21 protein-coding genes and 3 pseudogenes are annotated in these 23926 nt (G+C 46.4%); 13 read left to right on the forward strand and 11 right to left on the reverse strand.

Features of this window, described 5'->3' with window-relative positions; all coding sequences use genetic code 11:
* Positions 1-15 precede the first annotated feature (15 nt).
* Positions 16-951, forward strand: a complete 936-nt coding sequence (locus FD971_RS01005; protein WP_215334262.1) for a glycine/sarcosine/betaine reductase selenoprotein B family protein — start codon at positions 16-18, stop codon at positions 949-951.
* Here FD971_RS01005 and FD971_RS01010 read toward each other — a convergent pair.
* The gene (locus FD971_RS01010; RefSeq protein ID WP_215334263.1) at positions 948-1952 is read right to left on the reverse strand and encodes a polyprenyl synthetase family protein; all 1005 of its coding nucleotides are present in this window, start codon (positions 1950-1952) and stop codon (positions 948-950) included. The genes FD971_RS01005 and FD971_RS01010 overlap by 4 nt on opposite strands.
* A 75-nt stretch (positions 1953-2027) precedes the next feature.
* On the opposite strand from FD971_RS01010, the gene rplU reads away from it, so the two are divergent.
* The 4 genes and pseudogenes from rplU to proB form a co-directional block, all read left to right on the forward strand.
* Positions 2028-2339, forward strand: coding sequence for a 50S ribosomal protein L21 (gene rplU, locus FD971_RS01015; RefSeq protein WP_041484800.1), 312 nt, complete (start codon positions 2028-2030; stop codon positions 2337-2339).
* Positions 2340-2372: 33 nt separating this feature from the next.
* The gene (gene rpmA, locus FD971_RS01020; RefSeq protein ID WP_015420374.1) at positions 2373-2633 is read left to right on the forward strand and encodes a 50S ribosomal protein L27; all 261 of its coding nucleotides are present in this window, start codon (positions 2373-2375) and stop codon (positions 2631-2633) included.
* Between the two features lie 87 nt (positions 2634-2720).
* Positions 2721-3815, forward strand: a complete 1095-nt coding sequence (gene obgE / locus FD971_RS01025; RefSeq protein WP_215334264.1) for a GTPase ObgE — start codon at positions 2721-2723, stop codon at positions 3813-3815.
* A 29-nt stretch (positions 3816-3844) separates the two neighbouring features.
* A pseudogene (proB, locus tag FD971_RS01030) lies at positions 3845-4621 on the forward strand (glutamate 5-kinase); the annotation flags it as partial.
* Between the two features lie 39 nt (positions 4622-4660).
* Here the strand turns inward: proB and FD971_RS01035 are convergent.
* Both FD971_RS01035 and FD971_RS01040 read right to left on the reverse strand, forming a co-directional pair.
* A complete protein-coding gene (locus FD971_RS01035) occupies positions 4661-5230 on the reverse strand; it encodes a CNP1-like family protein (RefSeq protein WP_251368646.1) in 570 nt (189 codons plus the stop codon).
* Positions 5227-5823, reverse strand: a complete 597-nt coding sequence (locus tag FD971_RS01040; RefSeq protein WP_215334266.1) for an RNA pyrophosphohydrolase — start codon at positions 5821-5823, stop codon at positions 5227-5229. The genes FD971_RS01035 and FD971_RS01040 overlap by 4 nt, the downstream gene beginning before the upstream one ends.
* Positions 5824-5873: 50 nt before the next feature.
* On the opposite strand from FD971_RS01040, the gene FD971_RS01045 reads away from it, so the two are divergent.
* Complete coding sequence (locus tag FD971_RS01045; protein WP_215334267.1) at positions 5874-7616, forward strand: proline--tRNA ligase; 1743 nt, start codon at positions 5874-5876, stop codon at positions 7614-7616.
* A 19-nt stretch (positions 7617-7635) separates the two neighbouring features.
* Here FD971_RS01045 and ffh read toward each other — a convergent pair whose 3' ends face one another.
* Positions 7636-9018, reverse strand: a complete 1383-nt coding sequence (gene ffh / locus FD971_RS01050; protein ID WP_215334268.1) for a signal recognition particle protein — start codon at positions 9016-9018, stop codon at positions 7636-7638.
* Between the two features lie 113 nt (positions 9019-9131).
* Here ffh and FD971_RS01055 point away from each other — a divergent pair, with 113 nt between their 5' ends.
* The 5 genes and pseudogenes from FD971_RS01055 (at position 9132) to FD971_RS01075 (ending at position 15934) form a co-directional block, all read left to right on the forward strand.
* Positions 9132-9887 (forward strand): inner membrane protein YpjD, encoded by a 756-nt coding sequence (locus FD971_RS01055; RefSeq protein ID WP_251368647.1) that lies wholly within the window; start codon positions 9132-9134, stop codon positions 9885-9887.
* A gap of 4 nt (positions 9888-9891) precedes the next feature.
* A complete protein-coding gene (gene ampD, locus FD971_RS01060) occupies positions 9892-10707 on the forward strand; it encodes a 1,6-anhydro-N-acetylmuramyl-L-alanine amidase AmpD (RefSeq protein WP_256442898.1) in 816 nt (271 codons plus the stop codon).
* A gap of 274 nt (positions 10708-10981) precedes the next feature.
* Positions 10982-13948 (forward strand): ribonucleoside-diphosphate reductase subunit alpha, encoded by a 2967-nt coding sequence (locus FD971_RS01065; protein ID WP_215334270.1) that lies wholly within the window; start codon positions 10982-10984, stop codon positions 13946-13948.
* Between the two features lie 45 nt (positions 13949-13993).
* On the forward strand, positions 13994-15175 hold the full coding sequence (locus FD971_RS01070; protein ID WP_215334271.1) for a ribonucleotide-diphosphate reductase subunit beta: 1182 nt from the start codon (positions 13994-13996) through the stop codon (positions 15173-15175).
* 334 nt (positions 15176-15509) lie between these two features.
* Positions 15510-15934, forward strand: a pseudogene (locus tag FD971_RS01075) (histone H1-like repetitive region-containing protein).
* Between the two features lie 81 nt (positions 15935-16015).
* On the opposite strand, the gene FD971_RS01080 reads toward FD971_RS01075, so the two are convergent.
* From FD971_RS01080 to FD971_RS01105, 7 genes and pseudogenes are all read right to left on the reverse strand, one after another.
* Positions 16016-16975 carry a carbohydrate kinase family protein gene (locus FD971_RS01080; RefSeq protein WP_215334272.1) on the reverse strand — a complete coding sequence of 320 codons (960 nt, stop codon included), beginning with the start codon at positions 16973-16975 and terminating at the stop codon, positions 16016-16018.
* A gap of 57 nt (positions 16976-17032) precedes the next feature.
* Complete coding sequence (locus FD971_RS09885; protein WP_251368692.1) at positions 17033-17605, reverse strand: DUF3426 domain-containing protein; 573 nt, start codon at positions 17603-17605, stop codon at positions 17033-17035.
* Between the two features lie 54 nt (positions 17606-17659).
* A pseudogene (prmA, locus tag FD971_RS09890) lies at positions 17660-18580 on the reverse strand (50S ribosomal protein L11 methyltransferase); the annotation flags it as partial.
* Positions 18581-18607: 27 nt separating this feature from the next.
* Complete coding sequence (accC, locus tag FD971_RS01090; protein WP_215334274.1) at positions 18608-19978, reverse strand: acetyl-CoA carboxylase biotin carboxylase subunit; 1371 nt, start codon at positions 19976-19978, stop codon at positions 18608-18610.
* Positions 19979-20031: 53 nt separating this feature from the next.
* Positions 20032-20493: an acetyl-CoA carboxylase biotin carboxyl carrier protein gene (accB, locus tag FD971_RS01095; RefSeq protein WP_215334275.1), complete on the reverse strand. Its 462-nt coding sequence runs from the start codon at positions 20491-20493 to the stop codon at positions 20032-20034.
* Between the two features lie 42 nt (positions 20494-20535).
* Positions 20536-20979 carry a type II 3-dehydroquinate dehydratase gene (gene aroQ / locus FD971_RS01100; protein ID WP_215334276.1) on the reverse strand — a complete coding sequence of 148 codons (444 nt, stop codon included), beginning with the start codon at positions 20977-20979 and terminating at the stop codon, positions 20536-20538.
* A 250-nt stretch (positions 20980-21229) separates the two neighbouring features.
* The gene (locus FD971_RS01105; protein WP_215334277.1) at positions 21230-21757 is read right to left on the reverse strand and encodes a TlpA disulfide reductase family protein; all 528 of its coding nucleotides are present in this window, start codon (positions 21755-21757) and stop codon (positions 21230-21232) included.
* Positions 21758-21783: 26 nt separating this feature from the next.
* Between FD971_RS01105 and mpl the strand changes: the two genes are divergently transcribed.
* Positions 21784-23193: a UDP-N-acetylmuramate:L-alanyl-gamma-D-glutamyl-meso-diaminopimelate ligase gene (mpl, locus tag FD971_RS01110; protein WP_215334278.1), complete on the forward strand. Its 1410-nt coding sequence runs from the start codon at positions 21784-21786 to the stop codon at positions 23191-23193.
* A 2-nt stretch (positions 23194-23195) separates the two neighbouring features.
* On the forward strand, positions 23196-23924 hold the full coding sequence (fabG, locus tag FD971_RS01115) for a 3-oxoacyl-ACP reductase FabG (protein WP_215335086.1): 729 nt from the start codon (positions 23196-23198) through the stop codon (positions 23922-23924).
* The last annotated feature ends 2 nt before the right edge of the window (positions 23925-23926 follow it).

Genomic DNA, 23926 nt, shown 5'->3' on the forward strand with positions numbered 1-23926 from the left:
TACAGGGATGGATTGATGAGCAAAAATTCTGAATTGCAGTTTGCGCCCGAATTAGACCAGCCCGTTCGCTATATTGAGCGCACTCGTAATTACTATCTTGGTTTGGGGTATGAAACACCCTATGTTTGGGCGCACTACATTGAAGTGCCTTTTACCCCACTGCAAAAGCCGCTCAATCAATCGATCCTGGGCTTAGTCACCACCGCAGTACCCTTTGATGCCAGCAAAGGTCCTCAAGGACCTGGCGCATCCTATAACGCTGCAGCTAAGTTTTACGATCCTTATATCCGCTCAATTGACGAGGATGCAGACTTGCGTATTGCGCACGTTGGTATTGATAGGCGGAACGCGAATATGCAGGATAGCAATTGTTGGTTTCCATTGGATGCATCCAGACGGGCTATTGCTAAGGGGCGTATTCAATCCTTGTCCCAGCATTTTTATGGTCTACCCACTAATCGTAGTCAACGACATACTCTGGAGATTGATGCGCCCTTGATTCTGAGTAAGATGCGTGCAGATCACGTTGATGTTGCCGTGCTGATTCCGAATTGCCCGATCTGTCATCAAAGTCAAAGTTTGTTGGCGCGTTATCTGGAGGCTGCCGGTATTCCAACAGTCATCATGGGTGCAGCAAAAGATATTGTGGAGTATTGCGGTGTGCCACGTTTCCTCTTTAGTGATTTTCCGCTGGGTAATGCTGCAGCGCTGCCCAATGATATTGAATCGCAAGACTCCAATTTTGAATTAGCTCTTCGTTTGTTAGAGGGTGCTCCAGGTGCGCGAACAACGGTGCAGTCCCCTTTAGTTTGGGCTTCTGATCCTGCCTGGAAATTAGATTATTCCAATCTTGAACGACTTACCGCTGAGGAAATTGCGCGCTTGCGTGATGAGGCAGAAAAGGCGCGCATCACTGCACGCGATATCAGAGTCAAAAGTGTTGGTGCTTAGGTCTGCCTAGATAAAGAGTATTTGCACAAGGCATGTAATGCTGTTGTTGCCTCATTTGCAGGGAAGTCTTTGAGGCATTCGAGCGCCAAATCAACCTCCCTTTTCGCAGCGGCTTGGGTGTAATCCAAAGCACCTGAATTTTGAACTGCACTCAGAATCTGTTGGAAGACATCATCTGGTAAATCTTGATTTTGTTCGATTGCGGCGCGAACCAGTAAGCGCTCTTCAGTAGTGCCATTTTCAAGCAGGTAAATGAGCGGCAATGTCGGTTTGCCTTCCCTCAAATCATCGCCAGCATTTTTCCCCATTTGGGATGCATCAGCGGTGTAATCCAGAAGGTCATCCATTAACTGGAAGGCGGTACCAATGTGGCGACCGAATGCAGCAGCTTGCTCTCGGAATTCATCTGGGACGTTTGTCAAAATTGCCCCCAGCTCGGTGGAGGCTTCAAATAACTTAGCGGTTTTATAGCGAATCACCCGTAAATAGCTCTCTTCGTCTACTTCAGGGTCATTCATATTGAGGAGTTGTAAAACTTCTCCCTCAGCAATCGTATTGGTTGCATCAGATAGGATTTCCATGACGCGGAGGTCATTGGGCCCCACCATCATCTGAAAGGCCCTGGAATACAGAAAATCACCCACAAGTACGCTTGCAGCATTGCCAAAAGCAGCATTTGCAGTTTCTCTACCCCTTCTCAGGGTGGATTCATCGACGACATCATCATGAAGTAGGGTGGCGGTGTGGATAAATTCCACTACGGCCGCCAGCTCTAAGGCATGGGGAGTTTCTTTACCATTGGCTAAGGCCTTGCTTACTAAGAGTAATAGGGCTGGTCGAACCCGTTTCCCGCCCGCCTGGATGATGTAAGTCGAGATTTGGTCGATTAAAGCCACTTTTGAGGCTAATCGCAGGCGAATCACTTCATCTAAGGCCTTGAAATCTAAGGCAATTGGGGCCAAAATTTGGCTTAACTCATTGGTTTTGACAGTGCTCGTCATGCAAGATATAATAATGGGCTTAGCTCATCCAGGGTGGATTAGCTTAAATGTAGATATTAATTGAGGTTTCAAACCATGTACGCGGTCATAAAAACCGGTGGCAAACAGTATAAAGTTGCTGCAGGCGAAAAATTGAAAATAGAACAGATACCAGCGGAAATCGGCAGCGAAATCACTCTTGACCAAGTCTTAGCCGTAGGCGAAGGCGCTTCACTCAAATTGGGTGATCCATTGGTTAATGGTGCAGCTGTGATGGCCACTGTCGTCTCCCAGGGACGTCACGATAAAGTGACAATCTTTAAGATGCGCCGTCGCAAGCATTATCAAAAGCACCAAGGCCATCGTCAGAATTACACAGAAATTCTGATTAACACGATCAAAGCCTAATTTAGGCTAACGGCTAAATAGCAGGAGAAAGATATGGCACAGAAAAAAGGCGGCGGCTCGACACGAAATGGCCGCGACTCAGAATCGAAACGCTTAGGCGTTAAAGTTTTTGGCGGCGAGCAAATCAACGCTGGCAGCATCATCATTCGTCAACGTGGTACACGAGTACATCCGGGTATGAACGTTGGTATTGGTAAAGATCACACTTTGTTCGCCTTAGTTGACGGACAAGTGGAATTTGGCGTTAAGGGTGCTTTGAAGAAGGCCCAGGTTTCAGTTCTCCCGCGTTCATAAGACGCCTGACTGAGACACGTTTGATTCAGATTTATTCCGAATTTAACTCTTAGGAACAGGCCTCGCTAAGCGAGGCCTTTTTTATTCATGAAATTTATAGACGAAGCTCGTATTGAAGTCATCGCCGGCCAAGGTGGCGCCGGGAGTGCCTCTATGCGCCGCGAAAAGTTTATCGAATTCGGTGGTCCCGATGGTGGCGATGGCGGTAAAGGCGGAAGTGTATGGGCAACTGCAGATCGCAATATCAACACCTTGATCGACTATCGCTACGCTAAAACGCACACCGCAAAAAATGGTGAGCCTGGCCGTGGTGCTGATTGCTATGGTCGCGCAGGCGACGATATCGAGTTGCGTATGCCAGTTGGCACCATCATTTCTGATTACGAAACTGGTGAGCCGATCGCTGACTTAACTACCCACGGTGAGCGTCTTTGTTTGGCGCAAGGCGGTGTTGGTGGTTGGGGAAATATTCACTTCAAGAGTAGTACGAATCGTGCTCCTCGCCAAAAGACGAATGGTAAAGAGGGTGAGCGTCGAAAGCTCAAACTCGAATTAAAAGTACTCGCTGATGTAGGTTTGCTAGGCATGCCGAATGCCGGTAAATCCACTTTGATTACTGCAGTATCTAATGCGCGTCCAAAGATTGCAGATTATCCGTTTACAACTTTGCATCCAAATTTGGGTGTGGTGCGTGTAGGTGCTGAGCGTAGCTTTGTGATTGCCGATATCCCGGGATTGATTGAGGGTGCTGCAGAAGGTGCGGGCTTAGGCCATCGCTTCTTAAGGCACTTGCAGCGCACTGGTGTGCTGTTGCATTTAGTCGATATCGCACCATTTGATGACAATATTGATCCAGTGGCAGATGCTGTTGCTATCGTGAATGAGTTGCGTAAGTACGATGAAGCTTTGGTTGAAAAACCACGCTGGTTAGTGCTAAACAAAGTCGACATGATTCCCGAAGAAGATCGCAAGAAGGTTGTTGCGGACTTTATTAAGCGTTTTAAGTGGAAGGGTCCTGTATTTGAGATATCCGCTTTAACTGGCTTAGGTTGCGATAAGCTGTGCTACTCATTACAAGATTATTTAGACTCTATTCGCAAGGACAGGGATGATGAGGATGAGCGCGCTGCTGACCCACGTTATCAAGAGCAAACTCAGCCAGAAGATAAAACTCCAGATTAAGTAGCAGTCATTCGAGATCCGTATTTGATATGAACACTCAGAAAGCGAAACGCATCGTAGTAAAGGTAGGTTCGAGCTTAGTTACCAATAATGGTGAGGGCTTGGATCGTGCTGCAATCGGCATGTGGGCAGAGCAAATGGCTGCCTTGTTATCTTCCGGTCATGAGGTGTTGATGGTCAGCTCTGGAGCGATTGCTGAGGGCATGCAACGTTTAGGATGGTCTAAGCGCCCAACAGAAATTCATCAGCTACAAGCTGCAGCTGCCGTTGGTCAAATGGGCTTAGTGCAGGTTTATGAAAGTTGTTTTGCACGTTTTAATTTGCGCAGCGCGCAAGTGTTGCTGACAAATGCAGACTTAGCCCACGTAGAACGTAAGGCAAATGCCAATGCGACTTTAGATACATTGTTAAAGCTTGGCGTTGTTCCCATCATCAATGAAAACGATACCGTAGTTACTGATGAAATTAAGTTCGGCGATAACGATAGCTTAGCCGCTTTAGTGACGAATTTAATTCATGCGGATTTATTGGTAATTCTGACTGATCAGGGCGGCTTATTCACGGCTGATCCGCGTCAAGATACTTCCGCCACTCTTTTAGGTGATGCTATTGCTGGCGACCCCGCTTTGGAAAAAATGGCTGGTGGCGCTGCTAGTGAACTTAGTAAAGGTGGCATGCTAACCAAAGTATTGGCTGCGAAAGTTGCCGCACAAACGGGTGCCACAACTATCATTGCTTCTGGGCGCGAGCCTCAGGTTCTCACTCGCTTGATGCGTGGTGAGAAAATTGGCACTTATTTGGCTGCTGAATAAGTGCCAATTTACGACATCTAGTTCGTTAGGATTTTATTCAAATAAGCCGTATGAATTAGTAGGTTTTGTGCCCCCAGTAAATCCATTTGGATTAAGGGAATGAATAATAGTTTTGATGTTCTTTTCCTGTGAATCGAAGTTGCAGAAAGCGCCTTGCGCCAATGCAGCTTGGTATCGATTAGGTACATTACTTTGGATGGCACGCCAACTCGAAAGAGGATTTTCTTTCCAGACATTATTCTCAAACGTGCCATAGAGACGCCATTGAAATGAATCGCAACGAATGCCTTCGTACTGAACTTGACTGTTGCCATTTGGGCTGGTCAGAATAACGATGTATCTCGTAATGCCGTCGTTACCGATGAGAATGGAGCCAGTGTCGACTGCAAACTTAAAAATAGTACGTTCCGAAACATAAAAGGACTGGATGGTTGATTTATTGGGAGGATTCAGCGGCATTGCTGTTGCCCCCTCTTTGAAAACCATCGGTGCAAAAGGATCAACCCCACTCTCAAGGGGATCGCCGGCACATCCCGCTATAGCCAAAGTGACGCCTAAGCCAAGTATTGAAAGTCGAAGATTGCAAATAGAGAGTTTCATCATGGCTTATCAGTCGGTTTTGTTTCTTTAGGCTCATCTTCTTCGCCCCCATACAGGGATTGAAATAGATCTAGCGGGGATCCCCAGGCAAGCTGTTGCATACGCATTCCACGGGATAGGTAACGTGCAAGCTCGGATAGGGCTAATTGATAGACGTCACGCTTAAAGTCAATCACGGTGTCTAGTTGAATCCAAAAAGGAACCCAGCGCCAAGCATCAAATTCTGGATGTTCTGAAGCGCGCAGATGAATATCGCTATCCAAGCCTACTAAACGCAGTAAAAACCAAATTTGTTTTTGGCCGCGATAGCTGGCTCGATGGGTTTTGGAGGTATGTTGACGACGCAAGAACTCCTCCGGGACGTCATAACGAAGCCAGTCCCTGGTTCGTCCAATAATTTGGACATGTTCCGGTAGCAAGCCAACTTCCTCATGCAATTCGCGGTACATGGCTTGCTCTGGGCTCTCACCATGCTGAATCCCGCCTTGCGGGAACTGCCACGAATGCTGCCCAACGCGTTTTCCCCAGAAAACCTCGTTATGGCTATTGAGGAGGACTATGCCGACATTGGGTCGATACCCTTCACGGTCAAGCATGAGATCGTGCCTCAAATCCTTTAAAATCAATGATTTGATTATATCCATACATGAAAGCTTCACAGTCATTTCTCGCCACGCTAAAAGAAGCCCCTTCCGACGCTGAGGTGGTTTCGCACAAACTCATGGTGCGTGCCGGTTTAATTCGCAAGCTCAGCGCGGGCATTTATAACTATTTGCCTTTGGGTTTGAAGTCCATTCGCAAAGTGGAAAACATCATCCGCGAAGAAATGAATCGCGCAGGTGCCATTGAGTTACTTATGCCTATGATTCAGCCTGCAGAGTTATGGCAAGAGACCGGTCGTTGGGAGAAGATGGGGCCAGAGTTGCTCCGCATCAAAGACCGTCATGACCGTGACTTTTTAATTCAGCCGACCTCTGAAGAGGTGGTGACCGATTTAGCGCGCAATGAAATCAAGAGTTACAAACAGCTCCCTGTGAATTTCTATCAAATTCAAACGAAGTTCCGTGATGAACGTCGTCCACGTTTTGGAATTATGCGTGGGCGCGAGTTCAGCATGAAAGATGCTTATTCATTTGATCGCGATGCCGAGGGATTGAAAAAGTCTTACCAAATTATGTTCGATGCCTACACCCGAATTTTCAAACGTATGGGTTTGAGGTTTCGTGCAGTAACGGCGGATAACGGCGCTATTGGTGGATCAGGTAGTCAAGAGTTCCATGTAATTGCTGATACTGGTGAAGATGCGATTGTGTATTGCCCGAGCTCTGATTACGCTGCCAATCTCGAAGCTGCTGAATCAGTCTCATTGATTGGGACCCGCGCGGCCGCAACTCAAGCAATGACAAAGGTCGCAACCCCAGATCAAACAAATTGTGCTGACGTGGCCAAGTTTTTAAAGTTGCCGATCGAGCAAACTGTGAAGTCACTTCTGTTCGCTGCAGATCAAGAAGAGGGCCCAGCTAAATTATTTATGGTGCTGGTGCGCGGTGACCACGAACTCAATGAAATTAAGGCTAGCAAGATTCCTGGTATGGCAGAGTCACGCTTTGCTAGCGAAGCTGAAATCAAACAAGCCTGTAATGCGCCAGCGGGCTATTTAGGGCCGGTTGGTATTGATGCTGCGGTAACCGTGGTTGCAGATCGTACTGTTGCCAATATGGCTGACTTTATATGCGGTGCTAATGATGCTGGTTATCACTTAACTGGCGTGAACTGGGGCCGTGATTTGCCAGAGCCTTTGGTGATGGATTTGCGTAATGCTGTAATCGGCGATCCTTCCCCTGATGGAAAGGGTGTTGTCGATATCTGTCGTGGTATTGAAGTGGGCCATGTATTTCAACTGGGTACGCGTTATTCAGAGGCGATGGGTTGTACTTATCTTGATCAGCAGGGCAAGGCACAACCGATGGTGATGGGTTGCTATGGCATTGGCGTCACTCGTTTGTTAGGCGCTGCAATTGAGCAAGGTAATGACGAGCGCGGAATTATTTGGCCGATTTCAATGGCGCCATTTGAAGTAGTGATCTGCCCAATGGGTTACGAAAAATCCGAAGCTGTCAAAGCTGCCGCAGATCAATTGCATGATGAGTTAATAGCTGCTGGAGTGGATGTAGTGCTCGATGATCGTGGAGAAAGACCGGGCGCGATGTTTGCTGACTGGGAATTAATTGGCGTTCCATTCCGTGTGGTGATCGGTGATCGTGGTCTTGCAGACGCCCAAGTGGAATTTAAAGGCCGCACCGATGCTGAATCAGAAAATATTCCACTGCCAGAAATTAAAGCAAAAGTGATTTCTGCAATTGAGGCTGCCAAGAAACTCGTTTCTTAAGCCAAACAGTTTTTAACTATTATTTTTTAAAGAGTCCGCCAATACCTTTGGCGGCTCCTTTAGCTGCCATGGATGCCATGGTGCGCGCCATTTTGCCGCCCTTGAATTGTTTCATCATGGTTTGCATTTGTTCAAACTGCGCCAATAGACGATTCACTTCCTGAACTTCAACGCCTGCACCAGCAGCAATACGGCGCTTACGAGTGGCTTTCAGTAATTCCGGTTTCGCACGCTCTTTTGGCGTCATGCTGTCGATGATTCCGCGCATACGCTTAGTTTGCTTATCGGCAGCACTTAAATTGGTTTTGGATGCTGCTTGGGCCATGTGACTTGGCAACTTATCCATCAAGCTAGCCATACCACCCATCTGTTGCATCTGCGCCAGTTGATCGCGGAAGTCGCCGAGATCAAACCCACCTTTAGAAATTTTGCTTGCTAACTTTTCTGCTTTGGCAACATCAACGTTTTGTTGGGCTTGCTCAACTAGGGCAAGGATGTCGCCCATACCCAAAATACGGTTTGCCATCCGGTCGGCATCGAATGCTTCGAGGCCATCCATCTTTTCGGCAACACCAATGAACTTTAGTGGCACGCCAGTAACTTGTCGCACTGAAAGCGCAGCACCACCGCGTGAATCACCATCAAGCTTAGTCAGAATTACACCCGTCAGTGGGAGTGCTTCATGGAAGGCCTTGGCTGTATTAACGGCGTCTTGGCCCAACATCGCGTCAACTACAAATAGTGTTTCTACCGGATTGAGATTGGCATGCAATGTTTTGATTTCTTGCATAAGTGCTTCATCGATACCCAAACGACCGGCTGTATCAACCAAGAGAACATCAAAGTAATGGCGCCGAGCCCAATCTAAAGCTGCCGTAGCAATCTCACTGGGCTTTTGATTGATATCGCTTGGGAAAAACTCAGCCCCAACTTGTTTGGTAACGGTTTCTAGCTGCTCTATAGCCGCCGGGCGATAGACGTCACAAGAAACGGTCAATACCTTTTTTTTCTTTTTCTCTTGCAAAAACTTGGCCAACTTACCAACCGAAGTCGTTTTACCTGCACCCTGCAAGCCCGCCATCAAAATTACTGCTGGTGGTTGAGTGGCTAAGTTGAGTTCACCGCTTTGTGAAGTATCGCCACGCATGACTTGAGCAAGTTCACGCTGCACAACGCCTACCAGTGCTTGGCCTGGACTGAGGCTACCAACCACTTCTTCGCCAAGGGCTTTAAATTTAATTTGTTCTAGTAAAGATTTAACGACGGGAAGCGCAACGTCCGCCTCCAATAAGGCCAGGCGGATCTCCCGCAGCATTTCTGCGGTATTTGCTTCAGTAAGGCGGGCTTGCCCCCGCATTGTTTTAACAACACGAGATAGGCGGTCGGTGAGATTCTCTAGCATTTATCGATTAGACTTTCCAGATGGATATTTTAGGTTACTCAGGCTCTGGATGGCTCCCATCTGCACTTTATTTACTGCTTTTGGTCTTTTTAAGTTCGCGGCCAAAGGGAAAAATGGAATCCTCAGCTTTTACAGGCTTGGTTCAGGCGTTTATTCTGTTGATTCTCTTGGTGCACGGTATACAGCTACATGACTCGGTCTTTACGCCAGAGGGGTTTGTATTTGGTTTTGCCCAAGACCTTTCTTTGATTGCTTGGGTCGGCCTCGCTTTTTATTGGTTTCAGTCCTGGTTTTTACCCATCTCCAGTTTGCGTTGGCTGGTTTTGTGTTTTGCGTTGATTTGCTCTGCCTTACCCACTATTTTTTCTGGCACCCTGATTTCTCCAAAGGCCGTTTCTGACCCTTGGTTTAAGGGGCACTTTATTGTTGCCACTATTTCGGTTGGCTTGTTGAGTTTGGCTGCGATGCATGCCATGTTGATGAGCATTCAGGATCGAGCATTACACCGCCAGTTGGCCATCATCCCTAATAGTCGTATAGCCCATTGGCTGGAAGATTTGCCACCTTTGATGACAATGGAAAGCTTACTGTTTAATTTGCTTTATGTAGGGGTTGCTTTACTGAGTTTGACAGTGTTTTCTGGTCTCCTATTTTCCCAAGCGCTATTTGGTAAGCCACTTGTTTTTGATCACAAGACTATCTTTGCCTTAATCTCCTGGCTGTTATTTTCTGGACTCCTGATAGCTCGTTGGCGCGTAGGTTTGCGTGGGCGCGTTGCTGTTCGTTGGGTCTTAAGTGCTTATACCGCTTTACTGCTGGCTTACGTGGGCAGCCGATTTGTTTTGGAAGTGATACTCCAGAGGGCATGACGTTTTGATTAAATGGCTTCTACTATTTGCAGGTGCAGGCGTTTTATACCTTTGGATAAAAGGGAAAAAGCAGACAAAGCTCAATGCAAAAGAGGATGCCAAGGCTCATGCTGAACGAAGCAAGGTCACTGAACCAGAGGCGATTGTTCAGTGCCGTCATTGTTCAGTGCATCTTCCAAAATCTGAAGCAATTAAACAGGAGGAGCGCTTCTATTGCTCTAAAGAGCATCTTGACAGTCTAGATGCTCAGGGTTGGCTGGGCTCGGCTGCTTGGCGAACTTCACCAAATCAAGATATTCGGCCAGAAGGCGTCGCTCCTGATTTAGTGGTGATTCATCACATCAGTCTTCCGCCCGGTGGTTTTGCAGGTCGCAACTCAACACAATTCATTGTGGATTTTTTCCAAAACAAGCTAGATTCATCGCTGCATCCATATTTTGAAGAAATTGCTGGGCAAAAGGTATCTAGCCATTTCTTGATTTCACGTAGTGGTGAGGTTTTTCAATTCGTCTCAACCCATAACAAAGCATGGCATGCTGGTGTTTCATCCTTCTTAGGTCGTGAAAAGTGCAATGATTTCTCGATTGGGATTGAGTTGGAGGGCGATAGCGGACACCCTTTTGAAGATATTCAGTACTCGACCCTGGCTAAATTAAGCTCCCAACTCAGCGCTATTTACCCCAATCTTCAATTTGCTGGACATAGCGATATTGCCCCTGGCAGAAAAACAGACCCCGGGATTCAATTTAGTTGGCAAAAGTTCCAAGCCAACACCAATCTTCCAGTCAAAAAATTACCCTTTGGTTTAGACCCTCGCTAGACCTCTAAATTAGTATGTGAGCACACGCTCACTTTCTTGCCCTTTAACTAAAAAGGGCTAGAAATTTCGCACCAAAATAGCCCCTAAATTATTGGAAAACTTAGGAAAAATACTTATAAATATTCATCAGAAATGTCTTACCAAATTCCGAATATTTCCCTATACTTAGTGTCAAATGCACTTCGAGACACTAGATGTAGTGTTTGAATACAGCAATACCCTATTGTTTTTTAACGATTTTTTGCCCAAATAACTATATATAAGCAGGAGAAATATGACATATGCCAACCCCCAGACAGCAGGACAGACTGCCGGCACAAATAATCCAGGAATGAATCCTTCTGAGTCGATGAATCAAGCGCCGTCTGCTGGCTTTGTAGCTGGTGGAGTTGGTGGTGGGCAAGCTACTCAATTGTCTGATTACAAAATCATTCGTCGCAATGGTTCAGTAGTGGCGTTCGAGCCATCCAAAATTGCAATTGCAGTTACAAAGGCATTTTTGGCAGTTAATGGTGGTCAGGGCGCAGCATCTGCACGCGTTCGCGAGCAAGTGGAGCAATTAACCCATTCAGTAGTGCGCGCTTTGTTACGTAGTCGCCCTAACGGTGGCACTTTCCATATTGAAGATATTCAAGACCAAGTTGAATTGGCCTTGATGCGTAGTGGTGAACACAACGTTGCCCGCGCCTACGTTCTCTATCGTGAAAAGCGTAATCAGGAACGTGCTGCGCAGCAGGTATCAGCTCAAGAAACTCAGGCGTCCACACAAACCTTAGAGCCAGGTTTGAAGGTGACTGATAACGGTGTTGAGAAATTGCTCGATATGGCTGCTTTGCGCACCATTATTGAAGCGGCATGTGAAGGCCTCGGCAACAATATTGATGCAAGCCCAATCATTACTGAGACCATCAAGAATCTATACGATGGCGTGCCAATGGCGCAGGTGTATGACTCTGCGATTTTGGCATCACGTACATTAATTGAAAAAGATCCTGCATACAGTCAAGTAACTGCACGTATTTTGATGCACGTAATTCGTAAAGAAATTTTAGGGAAAGAAGTATTGCAAGGTGATATGCAAGCTGAATACAGCGGCTACTTTGCAAAGTACATCAATGAAGGCATTTCTGCTGAGCTTTTAGATCCCCGTATGCGCGAGTTTGATCTTCCAAGATTGGCCGCTGCATTAAACGCAAGCCGTGACTTGCAGTTCAACTACCTCGGCTTACAAACTTTATATGACCGTTATTTCTTGCATATTGAAGAGCGTCGTATTGAGATGCCTCAAGCCTTCTTTATGCGCGTTGCCATGGGCTTATCTTTGAATGAGTTGGATCGTGAGCGTCGTGCAATCGAATTCTATGAAATCCTTTCTACATTTGATTTCATGTCCAGCACGCCAACTCTGTTTAACTCAGCGACAACCCGCCCTCAATTATCTAGCTGCTACTTGACAACTGTAGATGATGATTTGGATGGCATCTATGAAGCCCTAAAAGAGAATGCACTCTTGTCTAAGTTTGCCGGTGGTTTGGGTAACGACTGGACTAATGTTCGCGCTTTGGGAAGCCACATCAAAGGCACTAACGGTAAGTCACAAGGTGTTGTGCCATTCTTAAAAGTGGTTAATGACACAGCGGTTGCAGTGAATCAAGGTGGTAAGCGTAAGGGTGCAGTTTGTGCTTACCTAGAGACATGGCATTTAGATATTGAAGAGTTCCTCGAGTTGCGTAAGAACACCGGAGATGATCGTCGCCGTACGCATGACATGAATACTTCTAACTGGATTCCAGACTTGTTCATGAAGCGTGTGATGGAGGGTGGTGAGTGGACATTATTCTCACCTTCAAATACACCTGACTTGCATGACAAATTCGGCAAGGCTTTTGAAGAGGCATATGTTGCCTATGAGAAAAAAGCAGATGCTGGTGAATTAAAACCATTCCGTCGTATTCCTGCGCAACAATTGTGGCGCAAGATGTTGGGTATGTTGTTTGAAACTGGTCATCCATGGATCACATTTAAAGATCCTTGCAATATTCGTAGCCCACAACAACATATCGGCGTAGTTCACTCTTCCAACCTCTGTACTGAAATTACTCTGAACACAAACGAGAGTGAAATCGCAGTATGTAACTTGGGTTCCGTGAACTTGACGGCGCATATGACTACCGATGCGTCCGGCAAGATGATTTTGGATCATGAGAAGCTCCAGAAAACAATTCGCACTGCCATGCGCATGTTGGACAACGTGATTGATATCAACTACTACGCTGTTGCTAAAGCGCGCAACTCTAACTTGAAGCATCGTCCAGTCGGTATGGGCATCATGGGCTTCCAAGATTGCTTGCATATGCAACGCATTCCTTACGCTAGTGATGAAGCAGTGAAGTTTGCGGATTCATCCATGGAAGCAGTGTGCTACTACGCTTACCAAGCATCTAATGAATTGGCTGAAGAGCGTGGCGTTTACAGCACATACAAAGGTTCATTATGGGATCGCGGCATTCTTCCACAAGACTCAGTGGCCTTGTTGGCAGCAGAGCGTGGCGGTTATCTTGAGGTAGATAGCTCATCCACCATGAATTGGGATGGCTTACGTGCTCGCATTAAGCAGCACGGTATGCGTAATTCGAACTGTGTGGCGATTGCGCCAACAGCAACGATTTCCAATATCATTGGCGTTTCAGCTTGTATCGAACCTACATTCCAGAACTTGTTTGTGAAATCCAACCTCTCAGGCGAATTCACTGTAGTAAATGAGTACTTGGTCCGTGATTTGAAAGACCGTGGCCTCTGGGATGAAGTCATGATTGCGGACTTGAAGTACTTTGACGGTACTTTGTCCAAAATTGATCGTGTTCCACAAGATTTGCGCAATTTGTACGCTACTGCATTTGAAGTTGAGCCAAGCTGGTTGGTAGAGGCCGCTTCACGTCGTCAGAAGTGGATTGATCAAGCGCAGTCACTCAATATTTACATGGGCGGTGCATCTGGCAAGAAATTGGATGACACTTACAAGTTAGCTTGGTTACGCGGATTGAAGACCACGTATTACCTCCGCACAATGGCTGCAACGCATGTTGAGAAATCAACCGTGACTAGTGGTCAGTTGAATTCAGTATCTAGTGGTGGCGGTGTCAATGGAACGGATGCTGCAGCTGCACAAGAAGCGGATGGTCCAGTTTGCACAATGCGCCCAGGTGATGCTGGCTTTGAAGAATGTGAAGCATGTCAGTAAGCCATTGGCTAACTGATCTAGAAAAATAAGAATTAGGAGAGAATCATGTTGAATTGGGAAGAAGAAGTTGCCCCCGCATTAGCAAAAGCCGGTCTAGCGCCACAACCAGTGGTAGCCGAACCGCAGCGCCCGCAACCCGATCAAGTTGCGATTGCTGCGCCTCAAGATGTTGCACCAGTGCAAGCAGCCCCATTGTCTGGTGGTGCAGCTTTGCGTGTTAATGCTGCCGATAAGCGTGTGATTAACGCCAAGACTGACGTTAATCAATTAGTTCCATTTAAATATAAGTGGGCTTGGGAGAAGTATTTGGCCGGTTGCGCAAATCACTGGATGCCGCAAGAGATCAATATGAATCGTGATATCGCGCTTTGGAAAGATCCTAACGGCTTAACTGAAGATGAGCGTCGCATCATCAAGCGTAATCTTGGTTTCTTCACGACAGCAGATTCATTGGCGGCAAATAACATTGTTTTGGGTACTTATCGCCACATTACTGCCCCAGAATGCCGTCAATATCTATTGCGCCAGGCATTTGAGGAGGCAATTCACACCCACGCTTATCAATATATTGTGGAATCACTAGGCTTAGATCAGAGTGAAATCTTTAATGCGTACAACGAGATTGAGTCTATTCGCGCTAAAGATGAGTTCTTAATTCCTTACATCGACGTATTAACCAACCCTAATTTCAAAACTGGAACATTAGAAACTGACCAAACTTTGCTGCGATCACTCATTGTTTTTGCTTGCGTGATGGAAGGTTTGTTCTTTTATGTTGGTTTTACGCAAATACTTGCAATGGGTCGTCAAAACAAAATGACGGGTGCTGCTGAGCAGTATCAATACATCCTTCGCGATGAGTCTATGCACTGTAATTTTGGCATCGATTTAATTAATCAAATCAAGCTGGAGAACCCGCAGTTATGGACTTCTGCGTTCAAAGACGAGATCAAATCCATCTTCGAAAAAGCAGTGGAATTAGAGTACCGTTATGCAGAGGATACGATGCCTCGCGGAGTGCTCGGATTGAACGCGCCGATGTTCAAAGGTTACCTAAGATACATCTGTAATCGCAGATGTTTGCAAATAGGACTTGACGCGATGTTCCCAAATGAAGAGAATCCATTCCCATGGATGTCAGAAATGATTGATCTGAAAAAAGAGAGAAACTTTTTTGAGACACGCGTTATTGAGTATCAAACTGGCGGTGCGCTAAGTTGGGAATAGTAGTCAGGTAGAAAGCGCATAGCCGGCTAAATAGGAGATTAGACGGTTGGATAGTTTTAAAAGTCAGCAAAACCAGACTCAAGTCCGAAAACCCTTCCTCAAGGGTGTCTGGTCTACTCTCTCTATTTTTTCCAGCAAATTTAAGAAGCCGTTGCCCTTTGGGGCCACGGCTTTTTTTCCAGGATTCATTAGCGTGCAGCACTTAGCATCAAGCCGCGCGCCGATGAATGGCTCGCTCGTCGGCTCCAATCGGTTGCAAAACCAGGCGGAAATGAATTGGTCGGGTCTTCTTAATCGGTAGTTTGTACTAATCCTCACGTGAAGGAGCATTACTATGGCAATCGCCAAGAAAAAAGTTGCTGCAAAGAAACCTGCTGCTAAAAAAGCTGCTGCTAAAAAGCCAGCTGCTAAAAAAGTAGCTAAAAAGAAGCCTGCTGCTAAGAAAGTTGCTGCTAAAAAGCCAGCTGCTAAAAAAGTAGCTAAGAAGCGTCCTGCTGCTAAAAAAGCTGCTGCTAAAAAGCCAGCTGCTAAAAAAGTAGCTAAGAAGAAGCCTGCTGCTAAGAAAGTAGCTCGTAAAGCTGCTGCTAAAAAGCCTGCTGCTAAGAAAGTAGCTCGTAAAGTAGCAAAAAAAAAGTAAGTAAGCCTGCGGCGAAGAAAGCGGGCAAGGCTGTAAAAAAGCCCGCGGCTAAAAAAGCTGCTGCTTCAACTACGTTGAATCCAGCTGCTGCTTGGCCCTTCCCAACTGGCACACGTCCATAAGCTCTGCTTGTAGGCGGGTGAAGTTCAAAGGGATCTCTCACGAGATCCCTTTTTTATTATTACTTCTGAGAATTATTGGCTTTAGAGGGCAAATCCAAAGGCAGATTTGAACTGAGTGGCGATTTCATCTTTGCTCATTTGGTGATTTTGTGGTCCCTGATGGGTGATTTTGATCGAACCCATCAAACTAGCTAGTCGACCAGTAGTTTCCCAATCCATGCCATTTTCCAATCCAAACAGCAAGCCACCGCGGAATGCGTCACCACAACCGGTTGGATCAACTACTTTTGCTGCTGGCACTGGTGGAATTGCGATGCATTTGCCTTCAAAGTAGATATCTGCGCCTTCAGCACCCTTGGTAACGATTAATGCTTTCACCCTTTCGGCTACCTTAGCCAGGCTCAAGCCAGTTCTTTGAGAAAGCATTTCGCCTTCATAGTCATTTACGGCAAGATAGCTCGCAATATCAACCAGCTCTAGTAGTTCTGGACCATTAAACATAGGTAATCCCTGTCCTGGATCAAATACAAATGGAATATCTGCATCAGCTAGCTGATGGCAGTGCTCCCACATTCCTTGACGGCCGTCTGGGGCGACGATGCCAAACTTTGCAGCACCTTTGGCATTCTTGCTGCGCTCCGCAATGACTTCTGAAACTTGGTTGAGGTGGGATTCACCCATAGCACCCGGATGAAAGGCGGTAATTTGATTATTGGCTTGGTCAGTAGTGATCATGGCTTGAGCTGTGAACGCTTGCTCAATCTGGCGGATATGCGTCGCATCAATCTTGAGTTGCTTGAGACGATCAAGATAGGGGGCTGCATCACCACCCACCGTTGCCATGATGATGGGGTCACCACCCAGAAGGCTCAGGTTGTATGCGATATTGCCTGCACAACCACCGAATTCACGGCGCATTGTAGGAACCAGGAATGCAACGTTAAGGATATGAATCTGCTCTGGAAGAATTTGATCGGCAAATTTGCCTTCAAAGTTCATGATGGTGTCGTAGGCGATAGAACCGCAGATCAAGCTGGCCATAAATAATTACTTTCTAATAAAAATCGATTGGAATGAATGTATTTTCGAATTTGCAGTCTATTTTTCAGGGTAAAAAACTCTGACACGATAGCCTGCAGCGTTTTGCGGGAGAGAAATCGGGAATTCAGCGGAAATAATTTCGCCAGAGGGTGCGCCTTGACGTAAAAAATTTGGGTGCGACTCTTGCCAAAGTATTGGCAGCCACTCTTGCGGAGAAAATTGAATCGTTTTGATCGGCAATTCCTCTGCGTCAGTGAGAGAAATTTCCAAATTCGGAAATAAAACAGGTAGCGCAAGACGATTTTGTATTTCCACTTGCAACACAGATTGATTTGAAGGGTTTTTAAGGCCCTCTCGCGCGTTTTCAGGCAAAAGAGTGACTGAAGTTATTTTCCAAGCAGCAAAATCGCTCAGAGAGCGATCTACGCACCCTAGTGCACGACACAGTTGCGCATCAAATTTCATTAAAAGAGAGAATGCACTTGTTGCAAACGCAGAAGAGCTGCCATCAACACGCGTTGCTAATCTTGGGAGCAGGGAATTTCTAGAGAGGTGCTCGCCAACAATCAGGAGTAATAGGAAAGCAAGGCTGAGAAGAATTAATTTAAGACTTTTTTTTTGAGCCGGCACTACAGTGTCTTTGCGATTACTAAGCAAACTCGCTGTATCAAGCTGCTTAGCTAGCGTGCCACGCAAACAGACCCAGCCCTCACTTTCTTTCCAAACGGAGAGACTTAACCATTGGCTATAGGTGGCAATAACTTCTTCTGCTTGGCGCGCAAGCACGCCCGAGAGCACAATTTTTCCACCGGGGCGCATCTTGTTTACCAGGGCAGGCGCTAAAACTTGTAGTGGGTTAGCCAAAATATTGGCCATCACGATGTCGTATTTGGTTTCTGCGGCGAGTTCTGGCGCATTTTCATTGGGCAGAACAAAACGAATGATTGTCTTGTTGATTTCTGCATTACTGCGTGCTGCAACCATGGCTTGCGGATCAATATCAGTGCCCACAACGGGTTTGCAACCCAGTTTCGCGGCGGCAATAGCCAGAATTCCGGATCCACAACCGTAATCGAGCAAACTTTGATTCGCTAGCTGCGTATTTTGTTCAAGCCAAAGCAAACAAAGATGTGTAGTAGGGTGGCTGCCAGTACCAAAGGCGAGGCCCGGATCTACTGCTAAGCAAATTGCATTAGGGTCGGTGGGCGCTTCATGCCAAGAGGGTACTACCCAAATCCGCTCACCAATTTGAATTGGGGCAAATTGACTTTGCGTTAAGCGAACCCAGTCTTGTTCCTCAACAATCTTTTCTTGCGGAGCTGGAAGATGAAATCCAGCTTCTTGAAGCGATGCAAGTAACTCTGGAATGAAATTCACTGCATCAGAATCATCAATTTCTGGATTAAATAGGGCAGTTACAGAAGATCGGTCCCAGGCTTGAACCTCTGGTGAGAGCCCTGGTTCGCCATAAAGTGGGTTTTCATCATAGCCACCCGCAGCATCGTCTTCAACAGTGACTGAGAGTGCACCCACTTCCAGCAATGCATCACCTAAAGGCTCGGCAATTTCTGCTGGTACCGTGAAAACGAGTTCACGATAGGACATGCTGACTCCAAACGGGCATTAATTAACCTAAGACTTTGGGTTGCCGCGACTAGCAGCTTGCTCTTCGAGGCGATGCTCTAGATAGTGAATGCTGGTTCCGCCTTCCATGAAGTTCGGATCGAGCATGAGTTCACGATGCAGAGGTACGTTGGTTGTAATGCCATCAATCACCATCTCAGAAAGCGCAATCTGCATACGACGAATCGCTTGTTCGCGAGTATTGCCATAAGAAATCAGCTTGCCGATCATCGAATCGTAATTGGATGGCACCACATAACCGCTATAGGCATGTGAGTCAACACGAATTCCAGGGCCGCCTGGCATATGGAATGAACCAATCTTTCCTGGGCTTGGTGTGAACTTGAATGGATCTTCCGCATTCAGACGACATTCAATGGCATGACCACGGAAAACGATGTCTTTCTGGCGATAACTGAGTTTTAAGCCAGCAGCAATGCGAATTTGTTCCTGAACAATATCCACGCCAGTAATCATTTCGGTAACTGGGTGCTCTACTTGAACGCGGGTGTTCATTTCAATGAAGAAGAATTCCCCGTCTTCGTATAAGAATTCAAAAGTACCAGCACCACGGTAACCAATTTTTCTACAAGCTTCTGCACAGCGTTCACCGATCTTTGCGATTAAGCGGCGATCAATGCCGGGAGCCGGAGCCTCTTCGATCACTTTTTGGTGGCGACGTTGCATTGAGCAATCACGCTCACCCAACCAAATGGCATTGCCATGGGTGTCGGCCAAAATCTGGATCTCTACGTGGCGAGGTTTCTCAAGAAACTTCTCCATATAGACTTCTGGATTACCAAAAGCGCGACCAGCTTCTTCTTTGGTCATATTGACTGCATTCAGAAGGGCGGCTTCAGTGTGTACCACGCGCATACCACGACCACCACCACCACCTGCGGCTTTAATGATGACTGGATAGCCAACGCGTTTTGCCGTAGTAATAATTTCCTTTGGATTGTCTGGCAATGCACCTTCAGATCCTGGAACGCAAGGTACACCTGCTTTAATCATGGCGCGTTTAGCTGAAACCTTATCGCCCATGAGGCGAATCGAAGCTGCAGTAGGTCCAATAAATGCAAAGCCTGATTTTTCTACACGCTCTGCAAAGTCAGCATTCTCGGAGAGAAAGCCATAGCCTGGATGGATCGCTTCAGCATCAGTTACTTCCGCTGCTGAAATAATGGCAGGCATATTGAGGTAGCTGAGTGGTGATGGGGCAGGCCCAATGCAGACAGCTTCGTCTGCAAGCTTCACATATTTAGCTTCTTTGTCTGCGGTCGAATAGACCACCACAGTTTTAATTCCCAACTCGCGACATGCGCGTTGGATACGGAGAGCAATTTCTCCGCGATTGGCAATCAGAATCTTATCGAACATGTCGGCTCTGAGTTAAGTAACGGTGGATTGGAATAGATCTAAAGGGGGATCTATTAAGCGATGATGAACAGCGGCTGATCAAACTCAACACCTTGACCGTTTTCACACAGAATTTGCTTGATGACACCGGCTTGCTCAGATTCGATCTCATTGAGAAGCTTCATCGCTTCAATAATGCACAGTGTTTGACCCACTTTGACTGTATCGCCAACTTTGACAAAGTCTGGCGACTCAGGATTTGGTGCGCGATAGAAAGTGCCGACCATTGGTGAGCGAGCTACAAAACCAGTTTCAGCAGGCGTTTCTTCGGCGGCTGGAGCGGCAGCAGGCGCGGCTACGGGAGCAGCTTGCATTGCTTGAACCGGTGCTGGATTGGCGTAAACCACTTGACCAGCTGGAGCTGGAGATCCGGCATTCACAATGCGAACACGATCTTCACCTTCATTTACTTCTAATTCAGAAATTCCTGATTCAGAAACAAGGTCGATTAGGGTTTTTAGTTTTCTCAAGTCCATGGAAAGGCTTCCTCTCTTGTAATTCTTAATTAATCTTTATTTTTATAAACGTGCGATTGCTGCTTGTAAGGCCAGTTCATATCCAATCGCCCCTAGTCCGCAAATCACGCCAGTGGCGATGTCTGATAAATAGGAGTGTTTGCGGAATTCTTCACGCTGATGAATATTGGACAGATGTATTTCGGTAAACGGTATGGCAACTCCAGCCAAGGCATCGCGTAAGGCAACGCTGGTATGGGTAAAAGCACCAGGATTAATGATGATGAAATCCACGCCATCTTGTTTAGCTTTTTGAACTCGGTCAATGAGCTCGCCTTCATGATTGCTTTGGAAGGTGGATAGATCGACTGAGTGAGTCTTGGCAATTGCGCCAAGCTTTGTATGAATATCTTCTAGGGTAGTTTTACCGTAAACCTCTGGCTCACGAGTGCCCAGCAGATTGAGGTTAGGACCCTGAATTACAAGAATTGAAGTATTTTTCGACATAGATCGATATTTTTAGAGGCAGTTAGGTTTAATTACGCAAATACAGCTTTTCTCTAAAACTGCTTACCTCATGAAGAATTAACCTCACTAAGTACAGGCAAAGTATACCCCCAGAATCTAGCGGTAAGCCCAAAAAACGGGGGATAAATTAGCTATTTTTTATGATTTTAAGAGCAGATATTGCAAGATTCAGGTGCGAAATACCCAATACTTGGCCACATAATCATTGGTGAATAGCTCTTAAAAATCCTTATAAAGCTGATTTAATAGCTTTTCTGAGCTCTTCTTCGCTTATCTTCCCTAATTTGCTGCTAGTAGACTTGCCTTGAGCATTAATGATGATGGTGTACGGAAGAGCGCCTTGGCTGTTCCCCATTTGTTTAGATAGATTGCTACCCTCTAGCCCACCAATCACGATAGGGTAGGAAACTGGGGTTTTTTCAAGGAATTCACGAATATTAGAGGGTGAATCGATACCAATGCCGACAAATAAGACATTTTGAGTCTTAAATTCTGCTTGTAATTTGTCCAAAGCCGGCATTTCTTCGACGCAAGGGGGGCACCAAGAGGCCCAAAAGTTCACAACAAGGACTTTTCCTCGCCATTTCTCGGTATCGGCTGATTTTCCATCGGGCGTTTGCCATGGGTTGGCAAAAAAGGCCTTGATAGCGGGGTCGCTTGCGAGCCCTGTTTTGTAAATCCATTGCGAAGTCAGGACTCCCGCAACGAGTGCTGCAAGACTAATTGCGATGATGCTAATCCACTGTCTTCGGTTCATTACAACTCCTTAGCTAAAATTCCCCAATGCATATTCATATCTTGGGCATTTGCGGTACTTTCATGGGCGGCATTGCCGCAATCGCTCGGCAGGCCGGACATCGCGTAACTGGCTGTGATGCCAACGTGTATCCACCAATGAGTACTCAGCTTGAAGCGCAGGGCATTGAGCTCATCGAGGGATTCTCGCCCGAGCAATTATTACAGTTTGAGACAATGCCGGATTTATTTGTAATCGGCAACGTCGTTTCTCGTGGCAATCCGCTGATGGAGGCCATCCTTAATGAAGGCCTTCCTTATACGTCTGGACCACAGTGGCTTGGTGAGCAAGTATTGTTTGATAGGCATGTATTGGCGGTTGCTGGTACGCACGGCAAAACGACCACCTCTGCCATGTTGGCTTGGATTTTGGAATTTAATGATTGCAAGCCAGGTTACTTAATTGGTGGAGTGCCATTGAATTTCACGGTATCGGCTCGTATGGGTGAGAGTAAATACTTTGTTATCGAGGCAGATGAATATGACACGGCGTTTTTTGATAAGCGCAGTAAGTTTGTTCACTATCGTCCGCGTACAGCTCTATTAAATAATCTGGAGTTTGATCACGCCGATATTTTTGCTGATCTTGCTGCAATCGAAACACAGTTTCATCATTTGGTTCGCACAGTACCAGGCAATGGTCTTGTTGTGGTTAATGGCGAAGAGCCTGCCTTAGAGAGAGTCATCGTACGAGGTGCTTGGGCGCCTATTGAAAAGTTTGGTCAAGATAAAAATAATGCCTGGTCTTTAATTTCTCAAGCAGCAGATGGCTTTATTGTTTTGCATGATGGCAAAGAAGTTGCAATGGTGAACTGGGCTCCGGACTCTGGCGTCATGGGCCGACATAATCAGCTCAATGCATTAGCGGCGATTGCCTCAGCTAATCACATTGGCATTTCACCGGTTGACGCAGCGCGTGCACTTGCGGAGTTTAAGAATGTAAAGCGTCGCTTAGAAACCATTGGTGTAGCAAATGAAATAACGGTCTACGATGATTTTGCGCATCACCCTACAGCAATTATTACTACGGTAGATGGCTTACGTCGTCGTGTAGGGCAGTCTCGAATTTTGGCAGTCTTGGAGCCTCGGTCTAATACGATGAAGCTCGGCGTGATGAAGGCGCAACTACCGAATAGCCTAGAGGCAGCCGATAAGATTTTTGCTTATGGCGCTAGTGCTGGTAAAGATTCTTTAGGTTGGGATTTAAACGAAGTTTTAGCCCCATCAAATGCCAAAGAAAAAGATCGTGCCTTAGCCTTTGATGATTTAAGTGCTTTGGTAGATGCCGTGGCAAAAGAAGCAAAGCCTGGCGACCATATTTTGGTAATGAGTAATGGCGGCTTTGGTGGAGTACACCAAAAAATATTGACTGCAATACAAGAGAAAGCAAAGCAATGACTATGAGATTGAAAGATAAAGTCGCCATCATCACTGGCGCTGCGAAAGGCATTGGCTTTGCAACTGCAAAACGTTTTGCGCAAGAAGGTGCAAAAGTCATGATTGCCGATGTTAACCCTGACGCTGTTAAGGCTGCTGTTGACCTCATTCCTGGTTCGGAAGCCTTTGTCGTGAACGTGACTGATCGTGCAAGCGTTGAAGCGGCTATTGATCAAATTATGCGGCGTCACGGACGTATTGATATCTTGATTAACAATGCTGGCATCACACAAGATGCCCGCTTAGTCAAAATGACGGAAGCGCAATTTGATACGGTGATTGATGTTAATTTGAAGGGTGTATTCAACTGCACACAGTTGGTAGTGCCACACATGTTAGAGGCAGGCAAAGGTGCTGTCGTCAATGCTTCAAGCGTTGTCGGTATTTATGGAAACTTTGGTCAGACAAATTACTCTGCCACGAAATTTGGTGTCATTGGTTTTACTAAAACTTGGGCACGTGAATTAGGTGCAAAAGGTATTCGAGTAAATGCAGTATGCCCAGGCTTTATTGCTACTGAGATGGTCAAAGCTATGCCAGAAAATATTCTGAAGGATATTGAAAGCCGTAGCTGGCTTGGACGCTTAGGTACTCCAGAAGAAATGGCGAGCGTGTATTTATTCTTGGCGAGCGATGAAGCCAGTTATGTCAATGGCGTTGCACTTGAGGCCAGCGGCGGGATCTCTCTCTAAGC

The organism is Polynucleobacter sp. AP-Ainpum-60-G11 (genome assembly GCF_018688375.1).
In the GTDB taxonomy this organism is placed as follows: Bacteria; Pseudomonadota; Gammaproteobacteria; order Burkholderiales; family Burkholderiaceae; genus Polynucleobacter.

Bases quoted from the DNA above. Each gene is read 5' to 3' on its own strand.
- FD971_RS01070 (WP_215334271.1), top strand. From the start codon at position 13,994: ATGTTGAATTGGGAAGAAGAAGTTGCCCCCGCATTAGCAAAAGCCGGT.
- FD971_RS01055 (WP_251368647.1), top strand. From the start codon at position 9,132: ATGGAATCCTCAGCTTTTACAGGCTTGGTTCAGGCGTTTATTCTGTTG.
- FD971_RS01010 (WP_215334263.1), bottom strand. From the start codon at position 1,952: ATGACGAGCACTGTCAAAACCAATGAGTTAAGCCAAATTTTGGCCCCA.
- accC (WP_215334274.1), bottom strand. From the start codon at position 19,978: ATGTTCGATAAGATTCTGATTGCCAATCGCGGAGAAATTGCTCTCCGT.
- rplU (WP_041484800.1), top strand. From the start codon at position 2,028: ATGTACGCGGTCATAAAAACCGGTGGCAAACAGTATAAAGTTGCTGCA.
- rpmA (WP_015420374.1), top strand. From the start codon at position 2,373: ATGGCACAGAAAAAAGGCGGCGGCTCGACACGAAATGGCCGCGACTCA.
- mpl (WP_215334278.1), top strand. From the start codon at position 21,784: ATGCATATTCATATCTTGGGCATTTGCGGTACTTTCATGGGCGGCATT.
- FD971_RS01040 (WP_215334266.1), bottom strand. From the start codon at position 5,823: ATGCTTGACCGTGAAGGGTATCGACCCAATGTCGGCATAGTCCTCCTC.
- FD971_RS01105 (WP_215334277.1), bottom strand. From the start codon at position 21,757: ATGAACCGAAGACAGTGGATTAGCATCATCGCAATTAGTCTTGCAGCA.
- ffh (WP_215334268.1), bottom strand. From the start codon at position 9,018: ATGCTAGAGAATCTCACCGACCGCCTATCTCGTGTTGTTAAAACAATG.
- FD971_RS01035 (WP_251368646.1), bottom strand. From the start codon at position 5,230: ATGATGAAACTCTCTATTTGCAATCTTCGACTTTCAATACTTGGCTTA.
- FD971_RS01005 (WP_215334262.1), top strand. From the start codon at position 16: ATGAGCAAAAATTCTGAATTGCAGTTTGCGCCCGAATTAGACCAGCCC.
- fabG (WP_215335086.1), top strand. From the start codon at position 23,196: ATGAGATTGAAAGATAAAGTCGCCATCATCACTGGCGCTGCGAAAGGC.
- obgE (WP_215334264.1), top strand. From the start codon at position 2,721: ATGAAATTTATAGACGAAGCTCGTATTGAAGTCATCGCCGGCCAAGGT.
- aroQ (WP_215334276.1), bottom strand. From the start codon at position 20,979: ATGTCGAAAAATACTTCAATTCTTGTAATTCAGGGTCCTAACCTCAAT.
- FD971_RS01080 (WP_215334272.1), bottom strand. From the start codon at position 16,975: ATGGCCAGCTTGATCTGCGGTTCTATCGCCTACGACACCATCATGAAC.
- accB (WP_215334275.1), bottom strand. From the start codon at position 20,493: ATGGACTTGAGAAAACTAAAAACCCTAATCGACCTTGTTTCTGAATCA.
- FD971_RS01045 (WP_215334267.1), top strand. From the start codon at position 5,874: ATGAAAGCTTCACAGTCATTTCTCGCCACGCTAAAAGAAGCCCCTTCC.
- FD971_RS01065 (WP_215334270.1), top strand. From the start codon at position 10,982: ATGACATATGCCAACCCCCAGACAGCAGGACAGACTGCCGGCACAAAT.